General features: G+C 42.3%; 20 protein-coding genes and 1 tRNA gene. 17 read left to right on the top strand and 4 right to left on the bottom strand.

Annotated features, from left to right (window positions below; genetic code table 11):
* The first annotated feature begins 14 nt into the window (after window positions 1-14).
* From K8P02_RS15485 to K8P02_RS15450, 8 genes are all read left to right on the top strand, one after another.
* A complete protein-coding gene (locus tag K8P02_RS15485; protein ID WP_002562770.1) occupies window positions 15-665 on the top strand; it encodes an ExbD/TolR family protein in 651 nt (216 codons plus the stop codon).
* A 28-nt stretch (window positions 666-693) separates the two neighbouring features.
* Window positions 694-1,509 carry an energy transducer TonB gene (locus K8P02_RS15480; RefSeq protein ID WP_002562769.1) on the top strand — a complete coding sequence of 272 codons (816 nt, stop codon included), beginning with the start codon at window positions 694-696 and terminating at the stop codon, window positions 1,507-1,509.
* A gap of 4 nt (window positions 1,510-1,513) precedes the next feature.
* The gene (locus K8P02_RS15475) at window positions 1,514-2,461 is read left to right on the top strand and encodes a PstS family phosphate ABC transporter substrate-binding protein (RefSeq protein ID WP_002562768.1); all 948 of its coding nucleotides are present in this window, start codon (window positions 1,514-1,516) and stop codon (window positions 2,459-2,461) included.
* An 18-nt stretch (window positions 2,462-2,479) separates the two neighbouring features.
* Window positions 2,480-3,913 carry a tetratricopeptide repeat protein gene (locus tag K8P02_RS15470; RefSeq protein WP_002562767.1) on the top strand — a complete coding sequence of 478 codons (1,434 nt, stop codon included), beginning with the start codon at window positions 2,480-2,482 and terminating at the stop codon, window positions 3,911-3,913.
* A gap of 278 nt (window positions 3,914-4,191) precedes the next feature.
* Window positions 4,192-5,046 carry an ABC transporter ATP-binding protein gene (locus tag K8P02_RS15465; RefSeq protein WP_002562766.1) on the top strand — a complete coding sequence of 285 codons (855 nt, stop codon included), beginning with the start codon at window positions 4,192-4,194 and terminating at the stop codon, window positions 5,044-5,046.
* Window positions 5,043-5,864 carry a hypothetical protein gene (locus K8P02_RS15460; protein WP_002562765.1) on the top strand — a complete coding sequence of 274 codons (822 nt, stop codon included), beginning with the start codon at window positions 5,043-5,045 and terminating at the stop codon, window positions 5,862-5,864. Before K8P02_RS15465 ends, K8P02_RS15460 begins: the two co-directional genes overlap by 4 nt.
* Window positions 5,865-5,878: 14 nt before the next feature.
* Window positions 5,879-6,244 (top strand): GntR family transcriptional regulator, encoded by a 366-nt coding sequence (locus K8P02_RS15455; RefSeq protein WP_002562764.1) that lies wholly within the window; start codon window positions 5,879-5,881, stop codon window positions 6,242-6,244.
* Between the two features lie 16 nt (window positions 6,245-6,260).
* The gene (locus tag K8P02_RS15450) at window positions 6,261-7,049 is read left to right on the top strand and encodes a hypothetical protein (protein ID WP_002562763.1); all 789 of its coding nucleotides are present in this window, start codon (window positions 6,261-6,263) and stop codon (window positions 7,047-7,049) included.
* A 138-nt stretch (window positions 7,050-7,187) separates the two neighbouring features.
* Here the strand turns inward: K8P02_RS15450 and K8P02_RS15445 are convergent.
* A tRNA-Met gene (locus K8P02_RS15445) sits at window positions 7,188-7,260 on the bottom strand.
* Window positions 7,261-7,496: 236 nt separating this feature from the next.
* Here K8P02_RS15445 and K8P02_RS15440 point away from each other — a divergent pair.
* From K8P02_RS15440 to K8P02_RS15430, 3 genes are read left to right on the top strand one after another with little or no spacing between them, the layout of a single operon-like run.
* Window positions 7,497-8,087 carry a TetR/AcrR family transcriptional regulator gene (locus tag K8P02_RS15440; protein ID WP_002562713.1) on the top strand — a complete coding sequence of 197 codons (591 nt, stop codon included), beginning with the start codon at window positions 7,497-7,499 and terminating at the stop codon, window positions 8,085-8,087.
* Between the two features lie 16 nt (window positions 8,088-8,103).
* Window positions 8,104-8,850, top strand: coding sequence for a 3-oxoacyl-[acyl-carrier-protein] reductase (fabG, locus tag K8P02_RS15435; RefSeq protein ID WP_002562712.1), 747 nt, complete (start codon window positions 8,104-8,106; stop codon window positions 8,848-8,850).
* Window positions 8,851-8,859: 9 nt separating this feature from the next.
* Window positions 8,860-9,531, top strand: a complete 672-nt coding sequence (locus tag K8P02_RS15430; protein WP_002562711.1) for an RluA family pseudouridine synthase — start codon at window positions 8,860-8,862, stop codon at window positions 9,529-9,531.
* 363 nt (window positions 9,532-9,894) lie between these two features.
* Here K8P02_RS15430 and K8P02_RS15425 read toward each other — a convergent pair whose 3' ends face one another.
* The 3 genes from K8P02_RS15425 to K8P02_RS15415 all read right to left on the bottom strand — a co-directional run bounded on the left by K8P02_RS15425 (window position 9,895) and on the right by K8P02_RS15415 (window position 12,021).
* Window positions 9,895-10,131, bottom strand: a complete 237-nt coding sequence (locus K8P02_RS15425; protein ID WP_025867956.1) for a hypothetical protein — start codon at window positions 10,129-10,131, stop codon at window positions 9,895-9,897.
* 75 nt (window positions 10,132-10,206) lie between these two features.
* The gene (locus K8P02_RS15420) at window positions 10,207-10,449 is read right to left on the bottom strand and encodes a hypothetical protein (RefSeq protein ID WP_002562709.1); all 243 of its coding nucleotides are present in this window, start codon (window positions 10,447-10,449) and stop codon (window positions 10,207-10,209) included.
* 216 nt (window positions 10,450-10,665) lie between these two features.
* Window positions 10,666-12,021: a sigma-54-dependent transcriptional regulator gene (locus K8P02_RS15415; RefSeq protein ID WP_223381505.1), complete on the bottom strand. Its 1,356-nt coding sequence runs from the start codon at window positions 12,019-12,021 to the stop codon at window positions 10,666-10,668.
* A gap of 91 nt (window positions 12,022-12,112) precedes the next feature.
* On the opposite strand from K8P02_RS15415, the gene K8P02_RS15410 reads away from it, so the two are divergent.
* The 6 genes from K8P02_RS15410 to tamL all read left to right on the top strand — a co-directional run bounded on the left by K8P02_RS15410 (window position 12,113) and on the right by tamL (window position 25,188).
* A complete protein-coding gene (locus K8P02_RS15410) occupies window positions 12,113-12,961 on the top strand; it encodes a peptidylprolyl isomerase (protein ID WP_007487691.1) in 849 nt (282 codons plus the stop codon).
* A 1-nt stretch (window position 12,962) separates the two neighbouring features.
* Entirely contained in the window at window positions 12,963-14,201 is a 1,239-nt protein-coding gene (locus tag K8P02_RS15405; RefSeq protein WP_025867957.1) for a M16 family metallopeptidase, read from the top strand.
* A 133-nt stretch (window positions 14,202-14,334) separates the two neighbouring features.
* Window positions 14,335-15,684 (top strand): MATE family efflux transporter, encoded by a 1,350-nt coding sequence (locus tag K8P02_RS15400; protein ID WP_025867958.1) that lies wholly within the window; start codon window positions 14,335-14,337, stop codon window positions 15,682-15,684.
* 142 nt (window positions 15,685-15,826) lie between these two features.
* Window positions 15,827-18,268 (top strand): ATP-binding response regulator, encoded by a 2,442-nt coding sequence (locus tag K8P02_RS15395; protein ID WP_025867959.1) that lies wholly within the window; start codon window positions 15,827-15,829, stop codon window positions 18,266-18,268.
* A gap of 60 nt (window positions 18,269-18,328) precedes the next feature.
* A complete protein-coding gene (locus tag K8P02_RS15390) occupies window positions 18,329-22,828 on the top strand; it encodes a translocation/assembly module TamB domain-containing protein (RefSeq protein ID WP_223381503.1) in 4,500 nt (1,499 codons plus the stop codon).
* Window positions 22,825-25,188 (top strand): translocation and assembly module lipoprotein TamL, encoded by a 2,364-nt coding sequence (tamL, locus tag K8P02_RS15385; protein WP_044158497.1) that lies wholly within the window; start codon window positions 22,825-22,827, stop codon window positions 25,186-25,188. Before K8P02_RS15390 ends, tamL begins: the two co-directional genes overlap by 4 nt.
* Window positions 25,189-25,257: the final 69 nt, after the last annotated feature.

Raw genomic sequence — 25,257 nt, 5'->3', positions numbered from 1 at the left:
AAACGAATAAAACTATGAGTGCTGAAGTACAAGAAAGCGGTAAAAAGAAAAAAGGCAGCAAACAGAAAAAGATGGCTGTGCGCGTAGACTTTACGCCGATGGTCGATATGAATATGCTGCTGATTACGTTCTTTATGCTTTGTACCTCTCTGAGCAAACCTCAGACGATGGAGATAAGCATGCCGAGCAATGATAAAAATATCACAGAAGAGCAACAGAGTAAGGTGAAGGCTTCACAGGCTATTACATTGTTGCTGGGAAGTGATAATAAATTATACTATTATGAAGGTGAACCTAACTATAAGGACTATACATCGTTGAAAGAGACGAGTTATAAGCCGGATGGACTAAGGGCCATACTTCTGAAAAAGAATGCGGCTGCTGTGCGTAAAGTGAATGAACTGAAACAACAGAAGCTTGAACTAAAGATATCAGAGGACGAATTTACAAAGCAACTTTCTGAGATAAAAGGTGGAAAGGATACTCCGACAGTGATTATTAAAGCTACGGATGATGCTTCGTATATGAATCTGATTGACGCTCTCGATGAAATGCAAATTTGCAATATTGGTAAGTATGTGATAACGAACATTGCCGAAGCAGACGAATTCCTGATTAAGAATTACGACTCTAAAGGTGAGCTCTCACAAAATATTGCCGAATAATTAAGTAACACCTAAAAGAAAAAGAACAATGGCAAAAATAGATTTGACCTCTTCAGCATGGTGTGATCTGATATTTAATGGCAAGAACAAGGCATATGGTGCCTATAAGATGCGTGAAGATTCACCCAAAAGACACAATATAGCGATGCTGTTTGTAGTAGTCGTTGCATTGATTGGATTTAGCATTCCGGCACTTATCAAGCTTGCTACGCCTAAACAAAAAGAGGTAATGACTGAGGTAACTACCCTGTCACAACTGGAAGAACCGGAAGTGAAACAGGATGAAATGAAGAAAGTGGAGCCGGTAGCTCCTCCGCCTCCTGCTTTAAAGAGCTCTATCAAATTTACGGCACCTGTCATCAAGAAAGATGAAGAGGTACACGAGGATGATGAGATTAAGAGCCAGCAGGAATTGACGGAAACAAAAGTTGCTATCTCCATTGCCGATGTAAAGGGTAACGATGAAGCAAATGGTAAAGATATTGCTGACTTGAAGCAGGTGGTAACACAGGCTGAACCAGAACCCGAAAAAATCTTTGATATGGTGGAACAGATGCCTACATTCCCTGGAGGAAATGCAGAGCTGATGTCTTTCCTTGCAAAGAATATTAAATATCCTACCATTGCACAGGAGAATGGAACACAGGGACGTGTAATAGTACAGTTTGTTGTAGAGAAAGATGGTTCTATTGCAGATGCACGCGTGGCACGTGGAGTAGACCCTTATCTGGACAAAGAGGCACTCCGTGTGATAAAATCCATGCCTCATTGGATTCCCGGAAAGCAAAATGGTAAGCCGGTGAGGGTGAAATATACTGTTCCGGTTATGTTTAAATTACAATAATGTGATGATGAAGAGACAATTCTGGTTAATTAGTTTTTGTGTTTTGGTTGCATTGACTTCATGTAACCGTAAACCTAAGGACGGATTTACAGATACATATACGTCAGGTGTTATCTCTATTGCTGCAGATGAAAGTTTTCAGCCTATTGTGCAGGAAGAGATAGATGTGTTTGAGGGAATATATCCTTTGGCCGGAATTGTCCCTCGTTATACTACTGAGGTTGATGCTGTCAATCTTCTTCTGAAAGATAGTGTGCGTCTGGCGATAACCACCCGTACATTGACCAAAGAAGAGATGAACTCATTTCATAGCCGTAAGTTTTTCCCTAGGGAGATTAAACTGGCTACGGATGGACTGGCTCTGATTGTAAATCGGCAAAATCGGGATTCACTGATTAGTGTACGGGATATTCGTCGGATACTAACCGGTGAGGTAACAAGTTGGAAGGATATTTATCCGGATTCACGTTTGAAGGATATCAGTGTGGTATTTGATAATCCTAATTCAAGTACAGTGCGTTTCGCAACTGATTCTATTTGTGGTGGAAAATCGCTTTCTACGACGAATGTAAAAGCTTTGCGAACCAATCGGCAAGTTATCAATTATGTGGCTCAAACACCGGATGCTATTGGAGTAATTGGTGTGAACTGGTTAGGTAACCGAAGCGATACAACTAATCTTTCTTTCCGTGATGAAGTCAGGGTGATGTCTGTCAGTGCTGAGGATATAGCTACACCGGAAAATAGTTACAAGCCTTATCAGGCCTATTTATATTATGGAGACTATCCATTGGCACGACCGATTTATATTTTATTGAACGATCCTCGTAGTACTTTGCCCTGGGGATTTGCTTCATTTTTGACTTCCGACAGAGGGCAGCGGATTATATTAAAGTCCGGATTGGTTCCGGCCACTCAACCAGTACGTATAGTGAGTGTAAAAGACGAATAATAACTAAAATTGATTACAATGAAACGATTTCAATTATTTTTAGCAGGGGCATTTATAGCAACCGGTTCTCTTTTTGCACAATCGGGAGATGCCGAATGGCAAGCTGGATTTGTCAAAATGAAAACTCTTATTCAGACCGATCTGAACCAGGCTTCGGAACAGGCTGATCAATTATTGAAAGGAAAAAATAAAAAGAATCCGGAATTAGTGATAGCTGTGGCACATGCATTTCTGGATGCTGGAAAACTGCCTGAAGCAGAAGAATATCTGACTTTGGCAAAGAAAATAGATAGAAAATCTGCTGATGTTTCTGTTCTGGAGGGAGACATTGCTTTTGCCCGGAAAGATGCCGGTACTGCTTGCCAGATGTATGAACAAGCTATCTATTTTAATCCGAAGAGTGAACAGGCCTACCTGAAACTGGCCGATATATACAAAGGAGCTAATCCACAACAGGCTATTGAGAAATTGGAACAGCTGAAAGCGGTTGATCCTTCAAGTGTACAGGCTGACAAAAAGCTGGCAGAAGTATACTATATGAACAATCGCTTTGATAAGGCTGCTGAAGCATATGCCCGTTTTATAGATACTCCTGAAGCCACGGAGAATGATTTAGTGAAATATGCATTTGCTCTTTTCCTGAATCATAAATTTGATAAGTCTTTGGAGATAGCCAATAAGGGATTGCAACGGAATGCCCGTCATGCTGCTTTCAATCGCTTGGCGATGTATAATTACACGGATATGAAACGTTATGACGAAGCTAAGAAAGCAGCCGATGCTTTTTTCGGTGCTTCTGATAATGCTGATTATTCTTATTTGGATTATATGTATTACGGACATCTGCTCAATGCTATAAAAATGTATGATGAAGCTATCATACAGTATCAGAAAGCTATTGAACTGGATGCAACGAAAACAGATTTATGGCGTGAGATTTCTAACGTTTATGAGCAGAAGAACGATTATACGAAGGCTATTGATGCCTATCAGAAGTACTATAAGTCATTGTCCGCTGATAAACAGACTTCTGACTTGCAGTTTCAGATAGGAAAACTTTATTACGGAAAAGGTACACAAGGCGATACCTTGACCGTTAGTCTTGATGAACGCAAGGCTGCTCTTGCTTCAGCTGATTCTGTTTTTGCAGTGATAGCACAGACTGCTCCGGATAGTTATTTGGGTAACTTCTGGCGTGCACGTGCTAATTCTGCGTTAGACCCGGAAACAACGCAAGGTCTAGCTAAACCTTATTATGAAGAGGTGGCTACATTGCTGGAAAGCAAAAATGACTCGCATTACAATTCCGCGCTTATCGAGTGTTACAGTTATCTGGGGTATTATTATCTGGTGGCTAATAAGCTGCCTGAATCCAAAGATTACTGGAACAAAATTCTGGCTATAGACCCCGCTAATGCTACTGCAAAAAGGGCATTGGATGGCATCAAATAGTAATAATTTTAGTTGTTTGTCGTGTGGGAGGAGTGGAGAGTGATCTTAGCTCCTCTCTTTTATTAACTACATCCTGTTTGTAAATGTAGTTGATGTTATTTTTAGTGAGTTTGTTTTATATTGGTCAAAAACAATCTCTATATCGACTTTTCGTTCAATCAATCTATCAATGAATTAATTTTTTTCTCTCTATCTATTGCAATATTAAAAAGAATATCTACTTTTGCAGTGTACTATTATACTAATACACTTATACATTATATTAAAAGACAAAAGGTATGATTGCAGTAGAACATCTTTCATTCGTTTACCGTAAGTCAAAGCGTGCCGTGTTGCACGACTTCTCCCTTTCGCTGAAGCAGGGGAGAGTTTACGGATTGCTTGGTAAAAATGGTGCGGGTAAATCCACACTTCTCTATTTGATGACTGGTCTGCTTACTCCTAAAAGCGGACGGGTTTTATATCATGATACAGACGTTCGCCGCCGTCTGCCGGTGACTTTACAAGATATGTTTCTTGTTCCCGAAGAGTTTGAATTACCGGCAGTCTCTTTGGTTAGTTATGTTGAACTGAACAGTCCGTTTTACCCTTGTTTCAGTAAGGAGGATATGGTGAAATACCTTCATTACTTTGACATGGACATGGATATCAATCTGGGGGCTCTTTCTATGGGGCAGAAAAAGAAAGTGTTCATGAGCTTTGCTCTTGCTACAAATACCTCTTTATTACTGATGGATGAACCGACCAATGGACTCGATATTCCGGGGAAGAGCCAGTTCCGTAAATTTATAGCTTCAGGTATGACGGATGATAAAACAATTATTATTTCCACACATCAGGTACGCGACATTGATAAAATTCTCGATCATGTTTTGATTATGGATAATAGCCGTGTATTGCTTGATGAGTCTACGGCAAACATCTGCGAGAAATTGTTATTTCTGGAGAGCGATAATCGTGAGTTGGCAGAAATGGCTCTATTTGCTTCACCCTCCATACAGGGCAATGTGATGATATTGCCTAACACAGAGGGAGAAGAGTCTGATATAAATCTCGAGTTGCTTTTTAATGCTACTTTATCTGTGCCACAGGAGATTGCAAAATTGTTTCATACAAAAACGAATGAGTTATGATAAAAGATACTTTTTTCAGTATGCCCCGCTTTGTGAATCTTTGCCGTAAAGATATGGTAGAGAATTGGAGATCAAATGTGCTTCGTATTGTGTTGATGTACGGAGTGATGGCGCTTATTATGATTTGGAACGGTTACTTTCAGTATCGGGGTGGAGGCTATGGAGACACTGATCCTGCCTGGAGATTTCTTCTGCCTCTTTTGATGTGGGGACTTTGGACGTTTGGCTGCCTGAGCGCTTCCTTTACCATGGAAAAGATGAAAACAAAGACAAGCCGCCTTTCTGTATTGATGACTCCTGCCACTCCTTTTGAAAAGTATATTTCACGTTGGCTGGTTTCTACTGTTGTCTTTTTGGTTGTCTTTCTTATTGCTTATAAATTGGCCGATTATACCAGAGTATTGGTTTACACACTGAAATATCCGGATATAGATACTATTGCACCGGTTCCGTTGTCACATTGTGTCGGAGGAAACGTTCCCTATTATACATTGACCCGTACGTTGAAAGATTTTATGTTGGTTATTGGAGGATATTTCTTTTTCCAGTCCTGTTTTGTGTTGGGTAGTTCTATCTGGCCCAAGAATGCTTTCTTAAAAACCTTTGTAGCCGGAGTGATCATAACCATTTTCTATGTATTAGTCACTATGGGAGTGGCCAATCTAATTCTTGAAAAGGATGGCGATTACTCTGGTATTTACAGAACGGAACGTACAGAGTATTTCATATTATCAGCTATAATAGTCTTCTTTACACTGATGAACTGGACACTTGCCTATTTCCGTTTTAAAGAGGCTGAAATTATTAATAGAATGTAACAAACTCCTAACTTATGAATTTTAAAGAAGCTAAAGCAATTTATCTACAGATAGCAGATAGAATCTGTGACGAGATACTTCTCGGACAGTACAAAGAGGAGGAACGTATTCCTTCCGTCAGAGAATATGCCGCTATTGTGGAGGTAAATGCCAATACGGCCATGCGTTCATTTGATTATCTCCAGTCACAGGAGGTGATTTACAATAAACGTGGTATTGGCTATTTTGTCTCTGTAGGTGCAAAGAAGAAGATTCTCTCTCTTCGGCGAAAAACATTTTTGAAAGAGGAGCTGGATTATTTCTTCAAACAACTTTATACACTTGGTATTTCGGCAGATGAGATAGCAGAAATGTACCGGGAGTACAGTAAACAACAATAAAAATAAAATCTGATTTATGAAACGTACAACTTATATACTTATAGGAATATTAGTATTGGGGCTGCTGGTATTATTAGCCTTTGTCTTTTATGCCTCAGTAGCCGGCAATAAGCCAAAGGAGGACAAAGAACTTTTCCCGGAATCCGTGTCGATGGATGCGACAGGCGTTCACACCGTAAAGTTTAGACTCGATAAGGAGAATGTGTACATCCCATTGTTGGGCAGATTGTGGGTAAAACCTGGACAGGGGGAGACTAAGACGTTCTCTTATCCCAAAGGAGCTTCCAAATACTTTACGGTTGAACGTGAAAAGGACACCTTGTTCGTCTCTTTCCGTTACGATGAAAAACTGTTTTCAGATAAAAAGGGCGAATATGAATTGCCCACCCGTGGATTGAAATTTAATCTGGAAGCAGATTCAACCTTGAAACTCATTTACAATCATGTGGGCGGATTGGGCGTTGCCCTCTCCAATTTAACATTGGACAGCCTTTCTGTCCGGACCATGTTTCAATCATTTTTAGTTGATTCCTGTAGATTTCGTGCATTGAATACAGAGGTCTTTTCAGGCTCCTTCGATGTATACCGGAGTACAATTCGGGATCTGCACATTAATCTAAATGGGATGAAAAATTGGAGAGTAGAGAAGAGTGATATTGATACGGAATACCTGAGCGGCGACTATAAGCATCGGTGTGAACTTCCCCGGGGAGAGTGTCGTCAGATGTTTTGGATTCCCCGAAATAAAGATGCAGAATTGAGAGTCACTTTAAAAACTGGAGCCCGTGTCTTGCTTCAGGAGTAATGAGGATAACATTGTATTTATTTTCTGAAAAGATGAGGCTGGTCCGAAAAAAAACGGATCAGCCTCATCTTTATATCGCTTCCGGGAAGTGATTCTCGGGTATAAAAAAAGAGAAGCAATTGCTTCTCTTTCTGTAAGTTGCGGAGATCCGACTCGAACGAATGACCTTTGGGTTATGAGCCCAACGAGCTACCAACTGCTCCACTCCGCGATGTTTTCTGAGTGCAAAGGTACGGCTTTTGATTGAATAAGCAAATTATTTCTGAATTATTTTTCTAAAAAAAATCCAATACACGTTTATTGTATTGATAATGAACAAGGTATATGAGAGATTTTTTCTTGGCATATATTAATATACAAATGTTAATAATCTCGTATTTTTCTTGTAGGGTAGAAAGAAAAGAATTACTTTTGCTCAAATTATTCAGCAATGTGCAATTATAACCTATGACCGTATCAAAAACGAAAGCCAGATTAGTAGACGTCGCCCGTCAGCTTTTTGCGAAGATGGGAGTGGAGAATACCACAATGAATGATATTGCCCTCGCTTCAAAAAAAGGCAGGAGAACCCTCTATACCTATTTTAAAAGTAAGGATGAAATTTATTTGGCTGTTGTTGAGTCTGAGTTGGATATACTCTCGGATATGATGAAACGTGTGGCAGAGAAGAATATTTCACCTGACAAGAAAATTATTGAGATGATTTATACACGGTTGGATGCGGTAAAAGAGGTGGTATATCGTAATGGAACACTGCGTGCAAACTTCTTTCGGGATATATGGAGAGTTGAAAAAGTGCGTAAGAAGTTTGATACAAAGGAGATGGTACTTTTCAAGGGGGTATTGCAGGAAGGTAAAGATAAAGGAGTTTTTCATATCGATGATGTTGATATGACTGCTTCATTGGTGCATTATTGTGTGAAAGGGATAGAAGTCCCTTATATCCGTGGGCATATAGGAGCCAATCTGGATATGGAAACCCGGAAAAAATACGTAGCCAACATTGTGTTTGGCGCACTTCATAGAACAGAAATTTAATTAAAATCAATTTAGTATGGGATTATTAGATGGAAAGACAGCCATTGTAACGGGTGCTGCTCGTGGTATTGGTAAGGCTATCGCTTTAAAATTCGCTTCAGAAGGAGCAAATATTGCATTCACTGATCTTGTGATTGACGAAAATGCTGAAAATACGGCCAAAGAAATAGAAGCAATGGGTGTGAAAGTTAAAGGATATGCTTCAAATGCTGCTAATTTTGAAGATACCGCCAAGGTAGTAGCAGATATTCATAAGGATTTCGGACGTATTGATATTCTGGTAAATAATGCAGGTATCACACGTGACGGTTTGATGATGCGTATGAGCGAACAGCAGTGGGATATGGTTATTAATGTCAATTTGAAATCTGCATTCAACTTTATCCATGCCTGTACACCGATTATGATGCGTCAGAAAGCTGGTAGCATTATCAATATGGCTTCTGTAGTGGGTGTTCACGGAAATGCAGGACAGGCTAACTATTCTGCTTCAAAAGCAGGTATGATTGGTTTGGCTAAGTCTATTGCACAGGAATTGGGCTCTCGCGGTATCCGTGCCAATGCCATTGCTCCGGGCTTTATTATTACAGACATGACTGCTGCTTTGTCTGAAGAGGTAAAGACAGAATGGGCAAAGAAGATTCCTTTGCGCCGTGGTGGTACGCCTGAAGATGTGGCTAACATTGCTACATTCCTGGCTTCTGATATGTCTGCTTATGTATCTGGTCAGGTGATCCAGGTAGATGGTGGTATGAATATGTAATTCTTCGGTATGACCGTCATATACGAAGACAATCACATTATAGTAGTCAATAAGGCCGCTTCCGAGATCGTTCAGGGAGATAAAACGGGTGATACGCCTCTTTCCGAAACTGTAAAGCAGTATTTGAAAGAGAAATATGCAAAGCCTGGCAATGTCTTCATCGGTGTTACTCACCGGCTGGACCGCCCCGTAAGCGGTCTTGTTATTTTCGCCAAGACCAGTAAGGCACTTCCCCGTTTGAATGAAATGTTCAAAAACAGTGAAGTGAAGAAAACTTATTGGGCTATTGTGAAAGATGCTCCGAAGGAAGCGGAAGGCGAATTAGTTCATTACCTGGTGCGTAATGAGAAGCAGAATAAGAGCTACGCCTATGAGAAGGAAGTACCTAATAGTAAGAAGGCGATTCTTCACTATCGGCTTATAGGCCGGTCACAGAATTATTTCCTTCTGGAGGTTGATCTTAAAACCGGACGTCATCATCAGATTCGTTGCCAGCTTGCTAAGATGGGGTGCCCCATAAAGGGGGATTTGAAATATGGTTCGCCACGTTCCAATCCCGATGGTAGTATTTGTCTGCATGCACGGCATGTGCAATTTATACATCCTGTGTCTAAGGAATTGATAGAGTTGGATGCTCCTGTTCCTGCAGGAAGTTTGTGGAATGGGTTTGAGATGTTCTGATAATCGTTTGTACGAATCCCTTCAATAGATTGCTACCTTTATCTTATTATTAACAGTACACTTTCGGGTAGCAAAGTAATAGCTTTCAACCAGAGATAATTCAAGGGTTTAATAGTAAAAACATCCCCATGTTCTTGCTGAAAACACCCGGGTGTTTTGATGTAGAACATCCGGGTGTTTTCTGTCAGAACATCCGGGTGTTTTTGTAGCAGATATAGGGCTTTATGATGTGTATAATGATGATATACAGTATCCTAAGCAAGTATACTTTGGTGTATAAAGAGTGTATACTTTGGGTATACAAAAAAGCCACCCCCGGAATAGACGAAGCAGGGATGGCTTTTTATGGTAGTGTGCTTACTATTATTCAGCAGACTGAGCAGGAGTTTCTGTTGAAGCGGGGGCGTCAGTAGCCGGAGCATTTTGGGCCGGTTCTTCTGCTTTAGGTTCTTCCTTTGCAGGCTCAGAAGTTGTTGTTTCCTCTGTGCTTTCTGTTTTTTCAGTTGCAGGCTGGGTCTTAACAGGATCCTGGGCCAATGCAAAGGCTGAACCACCACAAACAAACATAAACATTGCTACTACTAATACAAACTTTTTCATAATTTCTTTGCTTTAAAGAGATGATCTTTAATTAATTTCAATTCTCTCGTGTTAAGGTAGGTTAGGTTTTATATCTTATTCAGCAGCAGGAGCTTCTGTTGCCGGAGCATCCTGTGCAGGAGTTTCTGTGGCAGGTACATCTGTTTTGGGCTCTTCAGCTTTGGGTTCTTCCTTTGCAGGCTCGGAAGTTGTTGTTTCCTCTGTGCTTTCTGTTTTTTCAGTTGCGGGCTGAGTCTTAACAGGATCCTGAGCCATTGCAAAGATTGAACCACCACAAACAAACATAAACATTGCTACTACTAATACTAATTTTTTCATGACTATATATTTTTAAGTTATTTATATCGTTGGACTTTGTTATTGAACGCTTACGGTTATATAAGTTCAAAGGATGTGCCAAAAATATATATGTTCTTGTAAATGTCTTGTATATAGGAGTTTATTTGTTTATTCCGCCTTTTGACGTGTGTAGAGAAGTGTGGAAATGTGTGGAGGGTGTAGAAAAAAGGTGTGGAAATAATCCACACCTTTTTTCTATAAATCGATCCCGTAAAGTTTTAGTTTATTATAGAGTGTTTTTCTGTCAATGTCCAGCATTTGTGCTGCTTTACTTTTGTTATTACCTGTCTGTCTTAGTGCTTCGAGGATATGTTCTTTTTCTGTTTCTTCATTCTTTAAAGAAATATTAGACGGAGTAGAAGGCGTTTCAAGTAAATCTGCACCTAACTCAACAGGAGTAATGAAACTACCTTGTGCAAGTAAAGTTGCCCGCTTGATAATGTTTTTCATCTGCCGTAAATTACCCGGCCAATGATAATCGAGTAACATGCGTGAGGCTTTGGCATCGAATCCGATCAGTTGTTTATCTAACTCCTGGTTGGCCTGATCGAGAAAGAAATTGGCGAATAATAAAATATCTTCTCCACGTTCTTTAAGAGTTGGCATTCGTAACGTAAACTCATTGATACGATGGTATAGGTCCTGGCGAAAAGTTCCTTTTTCTATCGCTGATTCCAGATTTTCATTGGTGGCAGAAACGAGGCGGATATCTACTGTAACTTCCTGTGTAGATCCTAATGGGCGTATTCTGCGTTCCTGAAGAGCACGAAGCAACTGTATCTGTACCTCGTAGCTGAGGTTTCCTATCTCATCAAGGAAAATTGTACCGCTGTTGGCGGCTACGAAAGCACCGGTCTTGTCTGTTAGTGCACCGGTAAAAGAACCTTTTATATGACCAAAAAACTCCGAAGCTGCCAGTTCTTTGGGAATGGAACCGCAGTCAATGGCTATAAAAGGTTTATCAGCTCGTTTACTGAGTTGATGGATACGATGGGCTATATACTCCTTTCCCGTTCCGCTGGCACCATTAATAAGGACAGACATATTGGTTGGTGCCACCAGCCCCACATAATTATATAATTGTTTGGCGGCATCACTTTCACCTTCCAGGTAAGCATGCCTTTTGTCAGAAGTAACTGAGTGCTGTTTTTGAGCAGATGGTTGTTTGTCGGATACCGGTTTTCCGTTTTCTTTGCCTTGTAAGGCTTCGGACATTTTTTTGAGAAGTTCTTCCGGGTTTACCGGTTTGGCTATATAGTCTCGTGCACCCAGTTTGATGGCCTGGACTGCCGACTGTATATCTGCATATCCGGTCATGATAATCAATGGGATATCCATATGCTGTTCATTCATCCATTTTAATAAATGGATGCCGTCCTGATCGGGAAGACGGAGATCGGAGAGAATTAAGTCAGGCATTTGTGCTTCGATACATCTCTTTGCCCGGGCAATGTTACTTGTCGAGTCCACCTCAAATCCTTTTTTCCCTAACCAGGTTTTCAGCATCATGCCGAAGGTTATATCATCTTCAACTATTAATATGGATTTCATGATATTATCTTTAGCCATTTTGTGAGTTACAAAGGTAAGAGGTTTTATACGAAAATCGTATATTTGCAAACTTAAATTAATTGAAAGCGTTATGAAAAGGAATTTATTGATACTATTAACAATATTGGTTTGTGGAGCTGTAGCTTCTTGTAAACCAGGTCAAAAGAAAAATGTAGATATGGAAAATCAGAAAGAAACAATGTTGAAGATTGAAACTTCGCTTGGAGATATTAAGGTGAAACTTTACAATGAGACTCCGAAACACAGAGATAATTTTATTAAACTGGCTAAAGAAGGTATGTACAACGGTACACTGTTTCACCGTGTGATCAAAGATTTTATGGTGCAGGCCGGTGACCCGGATTCAAAGAATGCTCCGAAAGGTAAAATGCTGGGTGCCGGTGATGTTGGGTATACCATTCCGGCTGAGTTTGTTTATCCGAAATATTTCCATAAGAAAGGTGCTTTATCAGCAGCTCGTCAAGGGGACAATGTAAATCCGAATAAGGAGTCGTCCGGTTGTCAGTTCTATATTGTAACCGGAAAGGTTTACAATGATTCTACTTTACTGGGTATGGAGCAACAGATGAACGAAAACAAACTGACTAATATTTTTAATGCATTGGCGCAGAAACATATGAAAGAGATTTATAAGATGCGTAAAGCCAATGATGAGGATGGATTGTATGATTTGCAGGAAAAACTGTTTGCACAGGCTCAGGAAGAAGCTGCTAAGCAGCCGGAATTTCATTTTACTAAAGAACAGATAGAAGCTTATACTACTGTAGGTGGTACTCCTCATCTGGATGGAGAATACACTGTGTTTGGTGAAGTCGTTGACGGTATGGATATTGTAGACAAGATACAGAATGTGAAGACTGATCGTAGTGACCGTCCGGAAGATGATGTGAAAATTATTAAAGTATCTGTATTAGATTAAGATGTTAAAGATAAACAGGCATATTTTAGCCAATGGGCTGAGGCTGGTCCATTCACAGGATGATAGTACCCAGATGGTAGCTCTTGATATATTATATAATGTAGGAGCAAGGGACGAACATCCCGAACATACAGGGTTTGCTCATCTTTTTGAGCATCTTATGTTTGGTGGTTCAGTGAATATCCCCGATTATGATGCTCCGCTTCAACTTGCCGGCGGAGAAAATAATGCCTGGACAAATAATGACATCACTAATTATTATCTTACCGTTCCCCGCCAGAATGTAGAAATAGGTTTCTGGTTGGAATCTGACCGCATGTTGAGTCTTGATTTCAATGAACGTAGTCTGGAAGTTCAGCGGGGAGTGGTAATGGAGGAATTTAAACAACGTTGTCTCAATCAGCCTTACGGCGATGTGGGGCATCTGTTGCGTCCTCTTGCCTATAAAGAGCATCCTTATCAATGGCCTACTATCGGTAAAGAGTTGTCGCACATAGCTAATGCTACATTGGATGAGGTGAAAGATTTCTTTTTCCGATTCTATGCGCCTAATAATGCAGTGCTTGCCGTTACCGGGAATATCTCCTTTGAAGAGGCAGTGGCCCTTACAGAGAAGTGGTTTGGAACTATTCCGCGTAGGGATGTTCCGGTACGCCGATTGCCGCAGGAACCTGTACAAACAGAAGAGCGCCGTTTAACAGTAGAACGCAATGTTCCCCTCGATGCACTCTTTATGGCATTTCATATGTGTGAGCGCGCTCATCCTGACTATTATGCATTTGATATATTGTCGGATATTCTGAGTAATGGCCGTTCCAGTCGTCTGAATCAACATCTGGTACAGGAGAAGCAGTTGTTTTCTAGTATTGACGCATCTATTTCGGGCTCGATAGATGCCGGATTGTTTCACATATCCGGTAAACCTTCGGCGGGTGTGTCCTTGGAAGAGGCAGAAGCTGCTGTGCGTGAAGAGTTAAAGATCTTACAGAATGAAGCGATCGCTGCACAAGAGCTGGAAAAGGTAAAGAATAAATTTGAGTCTACTCAGATATTCGGTAATATCAATTATCTGAATGTCGCTACTAATCTTGCCTGGTTCGAGCTGAATGGAGCGGCTGAAGATATGGAAAAAGAGGTAGAGCGTTATCGGGCTGTGACTGCCGGACAATTACAAACTGTAGCACAAACAGCTTTTGACAAGGCGAACGGAGTGGTATTAAAAATTGTAAGTAGTGAGTAGTGAGTTAGTGATAAGTGAGTAGTGATGAGTGATTAGCGGGCTGCGCTATAGGTTCCTTTAATATCCATACTTTTTTCTACTCACTTATCACTCATCACTAACTACTCATCACTTATCACTAATCACTACTTTCATGAGATTAAGAAACTTCTATGAAACCTACAAGGGGCATTACAAAGCGTTGTTTCTCCTGGGATTGCCCATCGTCATCGGACAGCTGGGAGTTATTATCCTTGGATTTGCTGACACGCTGATGATCGGTCATCATAGCACCAGCGAATTGGGAGCTGCCTCTTTTGTAAATAATGTATTTAACCTGGCTATTATTTTCAGTACAGGTTTTTCCTATGGATTGACCCCCATTATAGGAAGTCTATATGGAAATAAGAAATTCGCACCTGTTGGTCAGGCTTTACGCTGTAGCCTGCTGGCAAATCTGCTTGTTGGCTTGTTGCTGACACTGATAATGGGGATTTTGTTTTTGAATGTAGAACGGTTGGGGCAGCCGGAAGAATTACTTCCACTGATTAAGCCCTATTACATAGTATTGCTCATTTCTCTTGTATTTGTATTGCTATTCAATGGCTTTAAGCAGTTTACGGATGGTATTACCGATACTAAAACCGCGATGTGGATATTGTTGGGTGGTAATGTTCTGAATATTATCGGGAACTATATCCTGATTAACGGGTTGATAGGTTTCCCGGAATTAGGATTATTAGGGGCAGGTATCAGCACTTTGTTTTCCCGTATTGTCATGGTGATTGTATTTGCTGTGATATTTTTCAATAGTCGTCGTTTCCTGCGCTATAAAGTAGGGTTCTTCCGTTTAGGGTGGTCACGGCCAATGTTTATCCGTCTCAATGCTTTGGGCTGGCCTGTTGCTTTTCAAATGGGAATGGAGACAGCCTCTTTTAGTTTAAGTGCGGTGATGATAGGTTGGCTGGGCACCATTGCGTTGGCTTCACATCAGATAATGTGTGCTATTTCTCAATTTACGTTTATGATGTTCTACGGCATGGGAGCTGCTGTTGCGGTACGTGTCAGCAATTTTAAGGGACAGGATGATATTGTTAATGTGCGTCGTTCTGCTTATGCCGGTTTTCAGTTGATTATGGTAATGGCGGTGGTATTGGGAAGCATTGTATTTCTATGCCGCAATTATCTGGGAGGATGGTTCACAGACAATGAAGAGGTGTCTGCTATGGTAGTAATGCTGATTATTCCAATGCTGGTTTATCAGCTTGGTGATGGCATGCAGATAAACTTTGCCAATGCTTTGCGTGGTATTTCGGATGTGAAACCGATGATGCTCATAGCTTTTATTGCCTATTTTGTGATATCTTTGCCGGTGGGTTATTTCTGTGGATTCGTTCTTAACTGGGGGATTACCGGGGTGTGGATGGCTTTTCCTTTTGGATTGACCAGTGCGGGTATCATGCTGTGGTGGCGATTCTACTATAAAACGAAAGAAAAGTTGTAAAGTTATAGGGTTATAAGGTTATAATGCTATAATGTTATATTTTGCGAGCTTGATAACCTAATCTAATAACATCGTATCCCTATACTCCATAACCTTACAACCTTATAACTTTACAACTCTATAACCTTATAACATTTTGCCTATGACTCCTTCACGTTTTACCAAAGTAAAGATTGCCATTGGATACTCTCTTCTGTTGGCGATATTACTCTTTTCTCTTGTGTTTGTTCACCGGGAGATGGAGACTCTTTCGGCTTCGGACGATCAACAAAGTCTGATGACAGATAGTTTGTTGGTGCTGTTGCGTGAAAAAGATCAGAATACGATCCGGATGCTTCGTGTGTTGAGTGAGGCTAATGATAGTCTTCTGTCCGCCAGGGAGATTGAAGAAATCATCGCTGAACAGGATTCGGTTGTTATTCAACAGCGTGTACAACATCGCGTAATTACCACCCGTGATTCTCTTATTACAAAACCTAAGAAGAAAGGTTTTTTTAAGAGGCTGGCCGAGGCTTTTGTTCCCTCCAAACAAGATACTGCTGTATTGGTAAACACCTCACAAGAGTTTGCTACCGATACGATTCTTGAAGCTTATAATCCTGCTGATTCATTGCATCAGAAGATTCGTACCGCCAGCGAGCAGAAGCGGGCAAAGAAGAAAACTACTATCCGGCGGAGAAATGTGCAATTCCGACGTCTTGATACACAACTGACGGCCCGTATTGATAGTCTGGTGAAAGAGTATGAACAAAATGTTGTGTTACGTGCACAACTCAATGCCCAGAAGGAGCAGGATATTCGTCAGCGTTCTGCCCGTACCATTGGAGGAATTGCTGTAGGTGCCGTGTTACTTTCTGCCTTTTTTCTTATATTGATCTGGAGAGATATAACTCGAAGTAATCGTTATCGGGCGGAGTTGGAAGACGCGAACCGTCGTGCCGAAGATCTGCTGGAGGCCCGTGAAAAATTAATGCTTGCTATTACCCACGATTTTAAGGCACCTCTTGGATCTATCATAGGCTATACTGATTTGCTGGTTCGTCTTACGGAAGATGAACGTCAGCGCTTCTATTTGGATAATATGAAGAGCTCTTCACAACATCTGTTGAAACTGGTCAGTGACTTGCTCGATTTCCATCGTCTCGACTTGAATAAAGCGGAAGTCAACCGCGTTACTTTCAATCCCTCACAGCTTTTTGAAGAAATTCGCATTAGCTTTGAACCTCTTACTGCAGCCAAAGGACTTGTGCTTCGTTGTAAGATAGCTCCGGAACTTGATGAGCATTTTATCAGTGATCCGCTTCGCATTCGTCAGATTGTGAACAACCTGCTTTCCAATGCTGTGAAGTTTACTTACAAAGGAGAGATCACGCTTTCGGTAAGTTATTCTTCGTCTCGTTTGCACATTGATGTAACGGATACCGGTAAGGGGATGGCTGCCAAAGACCGGGAACGTATTTTTCAGGAGTTTACCCGACTGCCCGGTGCTCAAGGTGAAGAAGGTTTTGGACTTGGACTTTCTATTGTGCACAAATTGGTTACTTTGCTTGAAGGTACAATTGATGTGCGGAGTGTAGTAGGTGAGGGGAGCACATTTACAGTGATTTTGCCATTATACCCGGTAGGTAAAGCTGTATCAGACTATAAAGACCAAAAGCAATCTGTAATAAATAATACGAATACTGTTCCTGCTGCCGAAGAGGATGAAGGAACACAGCTTCCGGTTCCTGTGGCAAATATTCTTCTTATCGATGATGATAAAATACAGTTGACACTCACTGCTGCCATGCTTGAGCAGCAGGGCATTCATGCTACTTGTTGCGAGCAACTTGACGAGTTGACAGAGCAACTTCGTGAGAATCATTTTGATGTATTGCTTACAGATGTCCAGATGCCTGCTATTAACGGTTTTGATCTGTTGAAACTACTTCGTGCTTCCAATATTCCCCAAGCAAAAACAATTCCGATTATAGCCGTTACGGCCCGCAGCGATATGAATAAAGCCGAGTTTCTGGAACATGGTTTTGCCGGCTGTCTGCATAAACCATTTACGGTGAAAGAGCTTATTCAATTGACAGTTGACAGTGGACAATTGACAGTTGACAGTGGACAATTGACAGTTGAGAGTGGACAGTTGAGAGTGGACAGTGAACAATTGACAGTGAAGGAGGAGCCATTAGTATGCAGTACAGTAGCGCAGCCCACTGTCAATTGTCAATTGTCAACTGTCAACTCTCTAACTGTCAATTCTCTGAATTTCAAAGCTCTTGCCGCCTTTACTGAATACGAACCGGAGGCTACACGTTCTATTATCTCTTCCTTTATAGAAGAAACAGAGAAAAATATTGGTCGGATGGAGAAGGCATTGGATGATGAAGATATGGCTGGTATTGCTGGTATGTCGCATAAATTGCTTCCGTTGCTGACTTTGATAGGGGCAGGAAATATACTGCCGTTATTGTCCTGGCTGGAAGCTCGGCGCGATGATAACATTTCTGATGAAGTGAAACAAGAAACAGAGGCTGTATTGCCTTTACTACGGTTGGTTGTAGAGGAAGCAAGGAAGTATTTATTGAACTCCTAAATCTTTTTCACGGATTTATTTGTTTACTTTGTATCTCTTTAAAGTATTGAAACACGCTTGATGAAACGAAAATGGATAAAATGGGTGAGTTGGGTTATACTCACTCCTATACTACTTTTTGTAGTACTAATGATACTGCTTTATGTGCCTCCCGTACAGAATTTTCTACGGAAGCAGGCCACTGCATATGCATCTCAGGCTACCGGTATGCAAATCAATGTCGGACGTATTGATCTCCGTTTCCCATTAAACTTGTTAGTACGGGATGTAGAGGTCGTACAGGCTCCGGACACGTTACTCACATTGGCCAGTCTTAATGTGCATGTGCAGGCTATGCCTTTGTTCAAAGGAAAAATAGAAGTGGATGATATCACTATTCAGCGCGTAGCTGTCAATTCGGCTAATCTGATAGAAGGTATGCAGATTCGTGGTGTATTGGGGCGCTTCTTTCTCGAAAGCCATGGGGTAGATCTTGGCAATGAGTTAGCTGTTATAAATCGTGCAGAGCTTTCCGATACCCATATCGGACTTATTCTTACAGATACCACTACTACGGAGAAGCCGGACACCGCTTCGGCTCCTGTCAACTGGAAAGTAAATCTTCATGCACTTAATCTGAAGAATGTCTCTTTCAGCATGCAACTTCCTGCTGATTCCATGCGTATGGCTGCCCATGTGGGTGAGGCAACTGTCAATGATGTGTCTGCCGACCTTAAACAGCAGTTTTATGGTTTGCGGTCCTTTCTGCTGACAGGAGCTTCGGTCAATTATGATACGGGGAATGCTTTGCCTGCCGAGGGTTTTGACCCTTCACACATTGCCTTGCGTGATATCCGTATCGGGATTGACTCTGTTCTCTATCAGGGACGTAATATGAACGCAGTCATTCGTGAATTCTCCATGAATGAGCGTTCCGGACTCAGTGTAACTTCTCTTACGGGACGCGTCTTTGCTGATAGTACACTGATCCGTGTGCCTTATTTCCGCTTACTTACTCCCCATTCGGAAATGAACCTGACTGCCCAGACATATTGGGAGCTGGTAAATATTCCTACTACAGGACGTCTGACTGCGCGTTTCAATGCTCTTATTGGTAAACAAGATGTGCTTTTGTTTGCCGGTGAACTTCCTGATGCATTCAAAGACGCCTATCCCTTCCGGCCCCTTGTTGTTCAGGCGGGCACAGAGGGAAACCTGAAATCAATGCAGATTTCCCGTTTTAAGATTGATCTGCCCGGTGCTTTCTCTCTGGATGGTGGTGGAGAGTTATATAATTTGATGGATAGTGTCACTCGTTCTGCTGCTATTGACCTGAAGATGCGAACCGGAAACCTTAACTTCCTGACAGCGCTGGCAGACATGAAGCCCGGAGCACCTTTGGTTATTCCGGACAGTATGTTACTTGATGCCCGCTTAGGCATGGAGGGAGCTAAATACGATGCCCGTTTGCAACTGAAAGAAAAAGAAGGCAGGTTGAATCTTACCGCCAATCTTAATACAAATACCGAAGTATACAGTGCCGATTTGAAGATTGAAGATCTGCAGGTGAATCATTTCCTTCCGCATGATTCTATTTATGAACTGACCACTTCCCTCTCTGCCCGTGGGCGTGGGCTCGACTTTACCTCTTATCGTTCGGTTGCTACAGTCAATGCATCTATTGATAAACTGCATTATGCCGATTATCGGATTTCCGGTATTGAACTTTCGGGAGCAGTTAAGAATGCAGTTGCTACGGCACAGTTGACCAGTGACAATGCCTTGTTGAAGATGAAAGCCGATGCGGAATATCATCTTGCCCACCGTTATCCGGATGGAAAAGTAGAACTGGATGTTACTTCGCTCGACACTGAAAAACTGGTGGGCGTCAGTTTAGGGAAGGAGAAAGTACTGGCTTTCCAGTTTACCGGAGAAGTTCGTAAAGAGCGTGTATTTACCCATCTTACTTCCGGCGACTTGAAGCTGAACCTTAGTGCCCGTGCCGGATTAGAACCTTTGATTCGCCAGTCTACCCACTTTGCCGATATACTGATGAGGCAACTGGATAATAAAGAACTGAATCATGCAGAGTTGCGTAAAGCATTGCCTACCGCAATCTTTTCTTTCTCGGCAGGACGCAATAATCCGATGGCATGGTATCTTGCCACACAGAAAATATCGTACCAAGATGCTTCTGTTAAAATAGGCTGTGCGCCCGATTGGGGAATTAATGGCAAGGCTTCTCTTCATGCACTCAAGATAGATACTTTGCAGCTTGATACTATTTTCCTCACTTTGAAGCAAGACACAAGCCGCATCAGTCTGCATGGTGGAGTAATCAATGGGCCAAAGAATCCGCAGATCTCTTTTAAATCGATTCTTACAGGAGAAATCCGTGATAAGGATGCCGAATTGACTGCACAGTATATTAATGATAAGGGAAAAACCGGATTACTTTTTGGAGTTAACGCCAAGCCTCTTTATGGTGGTCGTGGTAAGGGGAATGGAATTGCCCTGACCCTGATACCGGAAGAGCCTGTCATTGCTTTCCATAAGTTTCGCTTTGAGGAGCATCACAACTGGATTTATCTGCACAATAATATGCGTGTTTATGCCAATGTAGATATGCAGGATAATGAAGGGATGGGAATCCGGATGCAGTCTCTGCCAAGTGATACGGTTTCGTTGCAGAATATGGATGTCGAGTTGCGCCGTATCCGGTTGGATGAACTGTTTAGTATCTTGCCCTATATGCCCGATATTACCGGACTGCTTTCTGCCGAAGCCCACTATATACAAACGGAAAACTCTCTGGAGCTCTCTGCTGAAGCCAGCATTGATGAGCTGACTTACGAGCGCCAACGTATCGGTGATGTTTCTCTGGGAGCTACCTGGCTTCCGGGTGAGGCTGGCAAACAGTATGTGAATACGTACCTGACACATGAAGGTACGGAGATTATGGTTGCTGACGGAGCGTTGTATCCTACGATTTCCGGGAAAGACAGTATTGTGGTGAATTCCACGCTTGAGCATTTCCCGCTTACGATTGCTAATGTGTTTGTACCCGATCAGGTGGTAACTCTCTCCGGTGATATGGATGGTGATTTGCATATTACAGGATATACTGACACTCCGTTGATAAACGGCGGATTGTCACTGGATAGTGTTTCTGTCTATGCACGTCAGGCAGATGCCCGGTTTACATTTGATAACCGTCCGATACAAGTACAGAATAATCGCATCGTGTTTGATAAATTTGCTATTTATACCACCAGTAAAAATCCGTTCAGTATTGACGGTTATGTTGACTTTCGCGATATGAGTCGTCCGATGGCAAACCTGAAACTGTTTGCTGAGAACTATACATTGCTCAATGCCAAACGGACGAAGGAAAGTATGGTCTATGGTAAGGTCTTTGTTGACCTTGATGCCACGGTCCGCGGCCCGTTGGAAGCACTAATGATGCGTGGTAATGTGAATTTGCTGGGCAATACGGATGTTACCTATGTACTTACTGACTCTCCGCTCACCGTACAGGACCGGTTGAGTGATCTGGTGACTTTCACCTCGTTTGCAGATACCACTTCTTTAAATAAAGAAGAGGTGCCGACTCTTTCTTTGGGTGGACTGGATATGATTATGACTGTACACATCGATCCGGCTGTCCGCTTGAAGGCCGATTTGAGTGCAGACCGTAGCAGCCGTGTTGAGCTGGAAGGTGGAGGTGATTTGTCTTTGCAATATACACCACAAGGAGATCTGACCCTTACCGGGCGTTATACCCTTACCGGGGGAATGATGAAATATGCTCTTCCGGTTATTCCGTTGAAAGAGTTCCGGATACAGAACGGAAGCTATGTGGACTGGACGGGTAATCCGATGGATCCTTTACTGAACTTCCGGGCTACGGAGCGTATGCGGGCTTCTGTATCGCAGGAGGATGGTACGTCGCGAATGGTGAACTTTGACATTTCTATTGTTGTGAAGAATCGCCTCGACAATCTTTCATTGGCTTTTGAAATTGATGCACCCGATGATGCTTCGGTACAAAATCAATTGGCGGGAATGGGGCCGGACGAACGTAGTAAACAGGCCGTGGCAATGTTGGCTACAGGTATATTCCTTGCCGATTCGGGTAGTGGCGGTGGTATGAACCTGAATATGGGAGCTGCCCTGAACTCGGTACTTGCCAGCCAGATTAATGCTCTTACCGGAAATATGAAGAATGCCAGTCTGTCGTTCGGTGTCGAAGACCATGATGATTCGGATGCGGGCGGTAAGCGGACGGATTATAGTTTCCGTTACTCACAACGTCTCTTTAACGATCGTTTCCAGATTGTGCTGGGAGGTAAAGTCTCTACCGGAGCCAATGCTACCAATGATGTAGAATCGTTTATTGACAACATCTCTTTAGAGTATCGCCTGGATCAGTCGGGGACACGTTATATCCGTCTGTTCCACAACAAGAACTATGAAAGTGTCTTTGAAGGTGAGATTACTGAGACTGGCGTTGGCCTTGTGCTTCGTAAGAAGATGGACCGTCTGAGTGAATTGTTTATTTTTAAAAAGAAGAAGAAATGAAAATAGTAAGAATAACCGGCAAACGAGGAATATCTCTATTTTTTATTGGCATATTGGCATATTTCCTTATTGGCACATTATTCAGCTGTTCCACTACAAAACATTTGCCCGAAGGCGAAGTGCTGTATACGGGAAATAAAAATATCTTTAAAGATGCTTCTACCACTCCTGTGGGTGAAACGGCTATCAGTGAGGTTACGGCTGCATTGGATAAAAGTCCGTCAACGAAGTTATTTGGTATTCTGCCTATCCCCTTCGGCATGTGGGTGTATAATGACTTTGTGAAGTACGAGAAAGGTTTTGGTAAATGGATATTCAATCGTTTTGCGGCAAAACCTGTATTTATCTCTACTGTGAACCCGGATATTCGTGTTAAGGTAGCTACCAATTTGCTGCATGATTATGGCTATTTCAATGGGAAAGTGACGCAACAAACCATTGTCAATCCGAAGGATAGCCTCAAAGCAAGAGTGGAGTATACGGTGGAGATGCGTGATCCCTATTTTATTGATACGGTATATTATGGTCGCTTCACACCACAGACCCTTCGTATTATGGAGCGGGGGCGCCGCCGTTCATTACTTACTCCGGGTGAGCAGTTTAATGTAAGCGATCTGGACGAAGAGCGCAATCGTATCAGTACTTTGTTGCGTAATCTGGGATATTTCTATTTCCGTCCTGATTATATGACTTATCAGGCAGATACTACACTTGTGCCCGGGGGGCATGTCAGTTTACGGCTTATTCCTGTACCGGGTCTGCCTGCAGCTGCACAACGTCCGTATTATGTAGGAAATAAAACCGTCTACCTGATAGGCAAAAATGGGGAACAACCGAATGACAGTATGGACTACCGGGGCATGAAGATACATTATTATAAGAAGATGCAGGTACGTCCCAATATGCTTTACCGGTGGCTGAATTATCAGGCTTATGTGAAGAATGATTCTTTGCGCAAATTGCAGCGTAGCCGCCTTTACAGTCAGTACCGGCAGCAACGTGTACAAGAAAAACTGGCCCAGTTGGGAATTTTCCGCTACATGGATATACAATATACACCACGAGATACAACGGTGGCTTGTGATACACTGGATGTCAATCTGCAAGCTACGTTTGACAAACCGCTGGATGCGGAATTGGAACTGAATGTTACTACAAAGAGTAATGATCAGACAGGCCCGGGAGCTTCTTTTTCCGTCACCCGTAACAATGTGTTTGGGGGTGGTGAAACCTGGAATGTAAAATTGAAAGGTGCCTATGAATGGCAAACCGGAGGAGGCAAAGGTTCTTCTTTATTGAACAGCTGGGAGATGGGAGCTTCAACTTCCCTTATGTTTCCGCGTGTAGTGTTCCCCCGGTTTGGCGGTCGTGAGTATGACTTCCCGGCTTCTACTACCTTTAAGTTGTATGCCGATCAGATGAACCGGGCGAAGTATTACAAGTTACTCTCTTTTGGTGGAAACGCGACGTATGATTTTCAACCGACCCCTACCAACCGGCATTCGTTGACTCCTTTCCGCCTGACGTTTAATGTGTTGCAACACCGTACTGCGGCTTTTGAGGAAGTTGCAGAAAAGAATAAGGCATTGTTACTCAGTTTGCAGGATCAGTTTGTTCCGGCTATGGAGTACACCTACACATATGATAACTCTTCGGTTCGCAGTGTACGCAACCCTGTCTGGTGGCAGACCACTTTTACTTCTGCCGGTAATATTACCTCTGGTATCTATCGTATATTCGGCCAGCCGTTTAGTGAGAAGAATAAGAAGCTGTTAGGTGCACCGTTTGCCCAGTTTCTTAAACTGAATACAGACTATCGTTATCTCTGGAAGTTAGACCGTAATAATGCCATTGCTGCCCGCATAGCCGGAGGGGTTCTCTGGACTTATGGTAACTCAACAGTAGCTCCTTATAATGAACAGTTCTATGTGGGTGGTGCCAATAGTATCCGTGCCTTTACCGTGCGTAGCATCGGTCCTGGTGGTTATCATCCTGAGAAGAGTGAATTCTCTTATCTTGACCAGACCGGGGATATACGTCTCGAAGCAAATATCGAATATCGCTTCCGCATTTATAAAGACCTGCATGGTGCTGTCTTTTTGGATGCCGGAAATGTGTGGCTGATGCGTTATGACCCTGAACGACCTGATGCACAACTTCGTCTCAAAACATTTCCGAAGCAGGTAGCTCTCGGCACAGGTGCCGGATTGCGTTATGACCTTGATTTTCTGATCTTCCGCCTTGATTGCGGAGTCCCTCTACATGATCCGTATGATACCGGGAAATCCGGATATTACAATGTCAGAGGTGCATTCTGGAAACAGTTGGGGCTGCACTTTGCAATCGGATACCCGTTTTAGAAGGGAGAGGGGAGAATGGAGAGGGGAGAAGTACTGTGCAGCGTGATAGCGCAGCCAACTGTCAACTGT

Source organism: Bacteroides nordii, assembly GCF_019930665.1.
Lineage (GTDB): Bacteria > Bacteroidota > Bacteroidia > Bacteroidales > Bacteroidaceae > Bacteroides > Bacteroides nordii.
This window is presented reverse-complemented; position numbering and strand designations above follow the sequence as displayed.

Bases quoted from the DNA above. Each gene is read 5' to 3' on its own strand.
- K8P02_RS15430 (WP_002562711.1), top strand. From the start codon at position 8,860: ATGACCGTCATATACGAAGACAATCACATTATAGTAGTCAATAAGGCC.
- K8P02_RS15465 (WP_002562766.1), top strand. From the start codon at position 4,192: ATGATTGCAGTAGAACATCTTTCATTCGTTTACCGTAAGTCAAAGCGT.
- K8P02_RS15440 (WP_002562713.1), top strand. From the start codon at position 7,497: ATGACCGTATCAAAAACGAAAGCCAGATTAGTAGACGTCGCCCGTCAG.
- K8P02_RS15450 (WP_002562763.1), top strand. From the start codon at position 6,261: ATGAAACGTACAACTTATATACTTATAGGAATATTAGTATTGGGGCTG.
- fabG (WP_002562712.1), top strand. From the start codon at position 8,104: ATGGGATTATTAGATGGAAAGACAGCCATTGTAACGGGTGCTGCTCGT.
- K8P02_RS15460 (WP_002562765.1), top strand. From the start codon at position 5,043: ATGATAAAAGATACTTTTTTCAGTATGCCCCGCTTTGTGAATCTTTGC.
- tamL (WP_044158497.1), top strand. From the start codon at position 22,825: ATGAAAATAGTAAGAATAACCGGCAAACGAGGAATATCTCTATTTTTT.
- K8P02_RS15415 (WP_223381505.1), bottom strand. From the start codon at position 12,021: ATGAAATCCATATTAATAGTTGAAGATGATATAACCTTCGGCATGATG.
- K8P02_RS15455 (WP_002562764.1), top strand. From the start codon at position 5,879: ATGAATTTTAAAGAAGCTAAAGCAATTTATCTACAGATAGCAGATAGA.
- K8P02_RS15475 (WP_002562768.1), top strand. From the start codon at position 1,514: ATGATGAAGAGACAATTCTGGTTAATTAGTTTTTGTGTTTTGGTTGCA.
- K8P02_RS15410 (WP_007487691.1), top strand. From the start codon at position 12,113: ATGAAAAGGAATTTATTGATACTATTAACAATATTGGTTTGTGGAGCT.
- K8P02_RS15485 (WP_002562770.1), top strand. From the start codon at position 15: ATGAGTGCTGAAGTACAAGAAAGCGGTAAAAAGAAAAAAGGCAGCAAA.
- K8P02_RS15390 (WP_223381503.1), top strand. From the start codon at position 18,329: ATGAAACGAAAATGGATAAAATGGGTGAGTTGGGTTATACTCACTCCT.
- K8P02_RS15395 (WP_025867959.1), top strand. From the start codon at position 15,827: ATGACTCCTTCACGTTTTACCAAAGTAAAGATTGCCATTGGATACTCT.
- K8P02_RS15400 (WP_025867958.1), top strand. From the start codon at position 14,335: ATGAGATTAAGAAACTTCTATGAAACCTACAAGGGGCATTACAAAGCG.
- K8P02_RS15420 (WP_002562709.1), bottom strand. From the start codon at position 10,449: ATGAAAAAATTAGTATTAGTAGTAGCAATGTTTATGTTTGTTTGTGGT.
- K8P02_RS15425 (WP_025867956.1), bottom strand. From the start codon at position 10,131: ATGAAAAAGTTTGTATTAGTAGTAGCAATGTTTATGTTTGTTTGTGGT.
- K8P02_RS15470 (WP_002562767.1), top strand. From the start codon at position 2,480: ATGAAACGATTTCAATTATTTTTAGCAGGGGCATTTATAGCAACCGGT.
- K8P02_RS15480 (WP_002562769.1), top strand. From the start codon at position 694: ATGGCAAAAATAGATTTGACCTCTTCAGCATGGTGTGATCTGATATTT.
- K8P02_RS15405 (WP_025867957.1), top strand. From the start codon at position 12,963: ATGTTAAAGATAAACAGGCATATTTTAGCCAATGGGCTGAGGCTGGTC.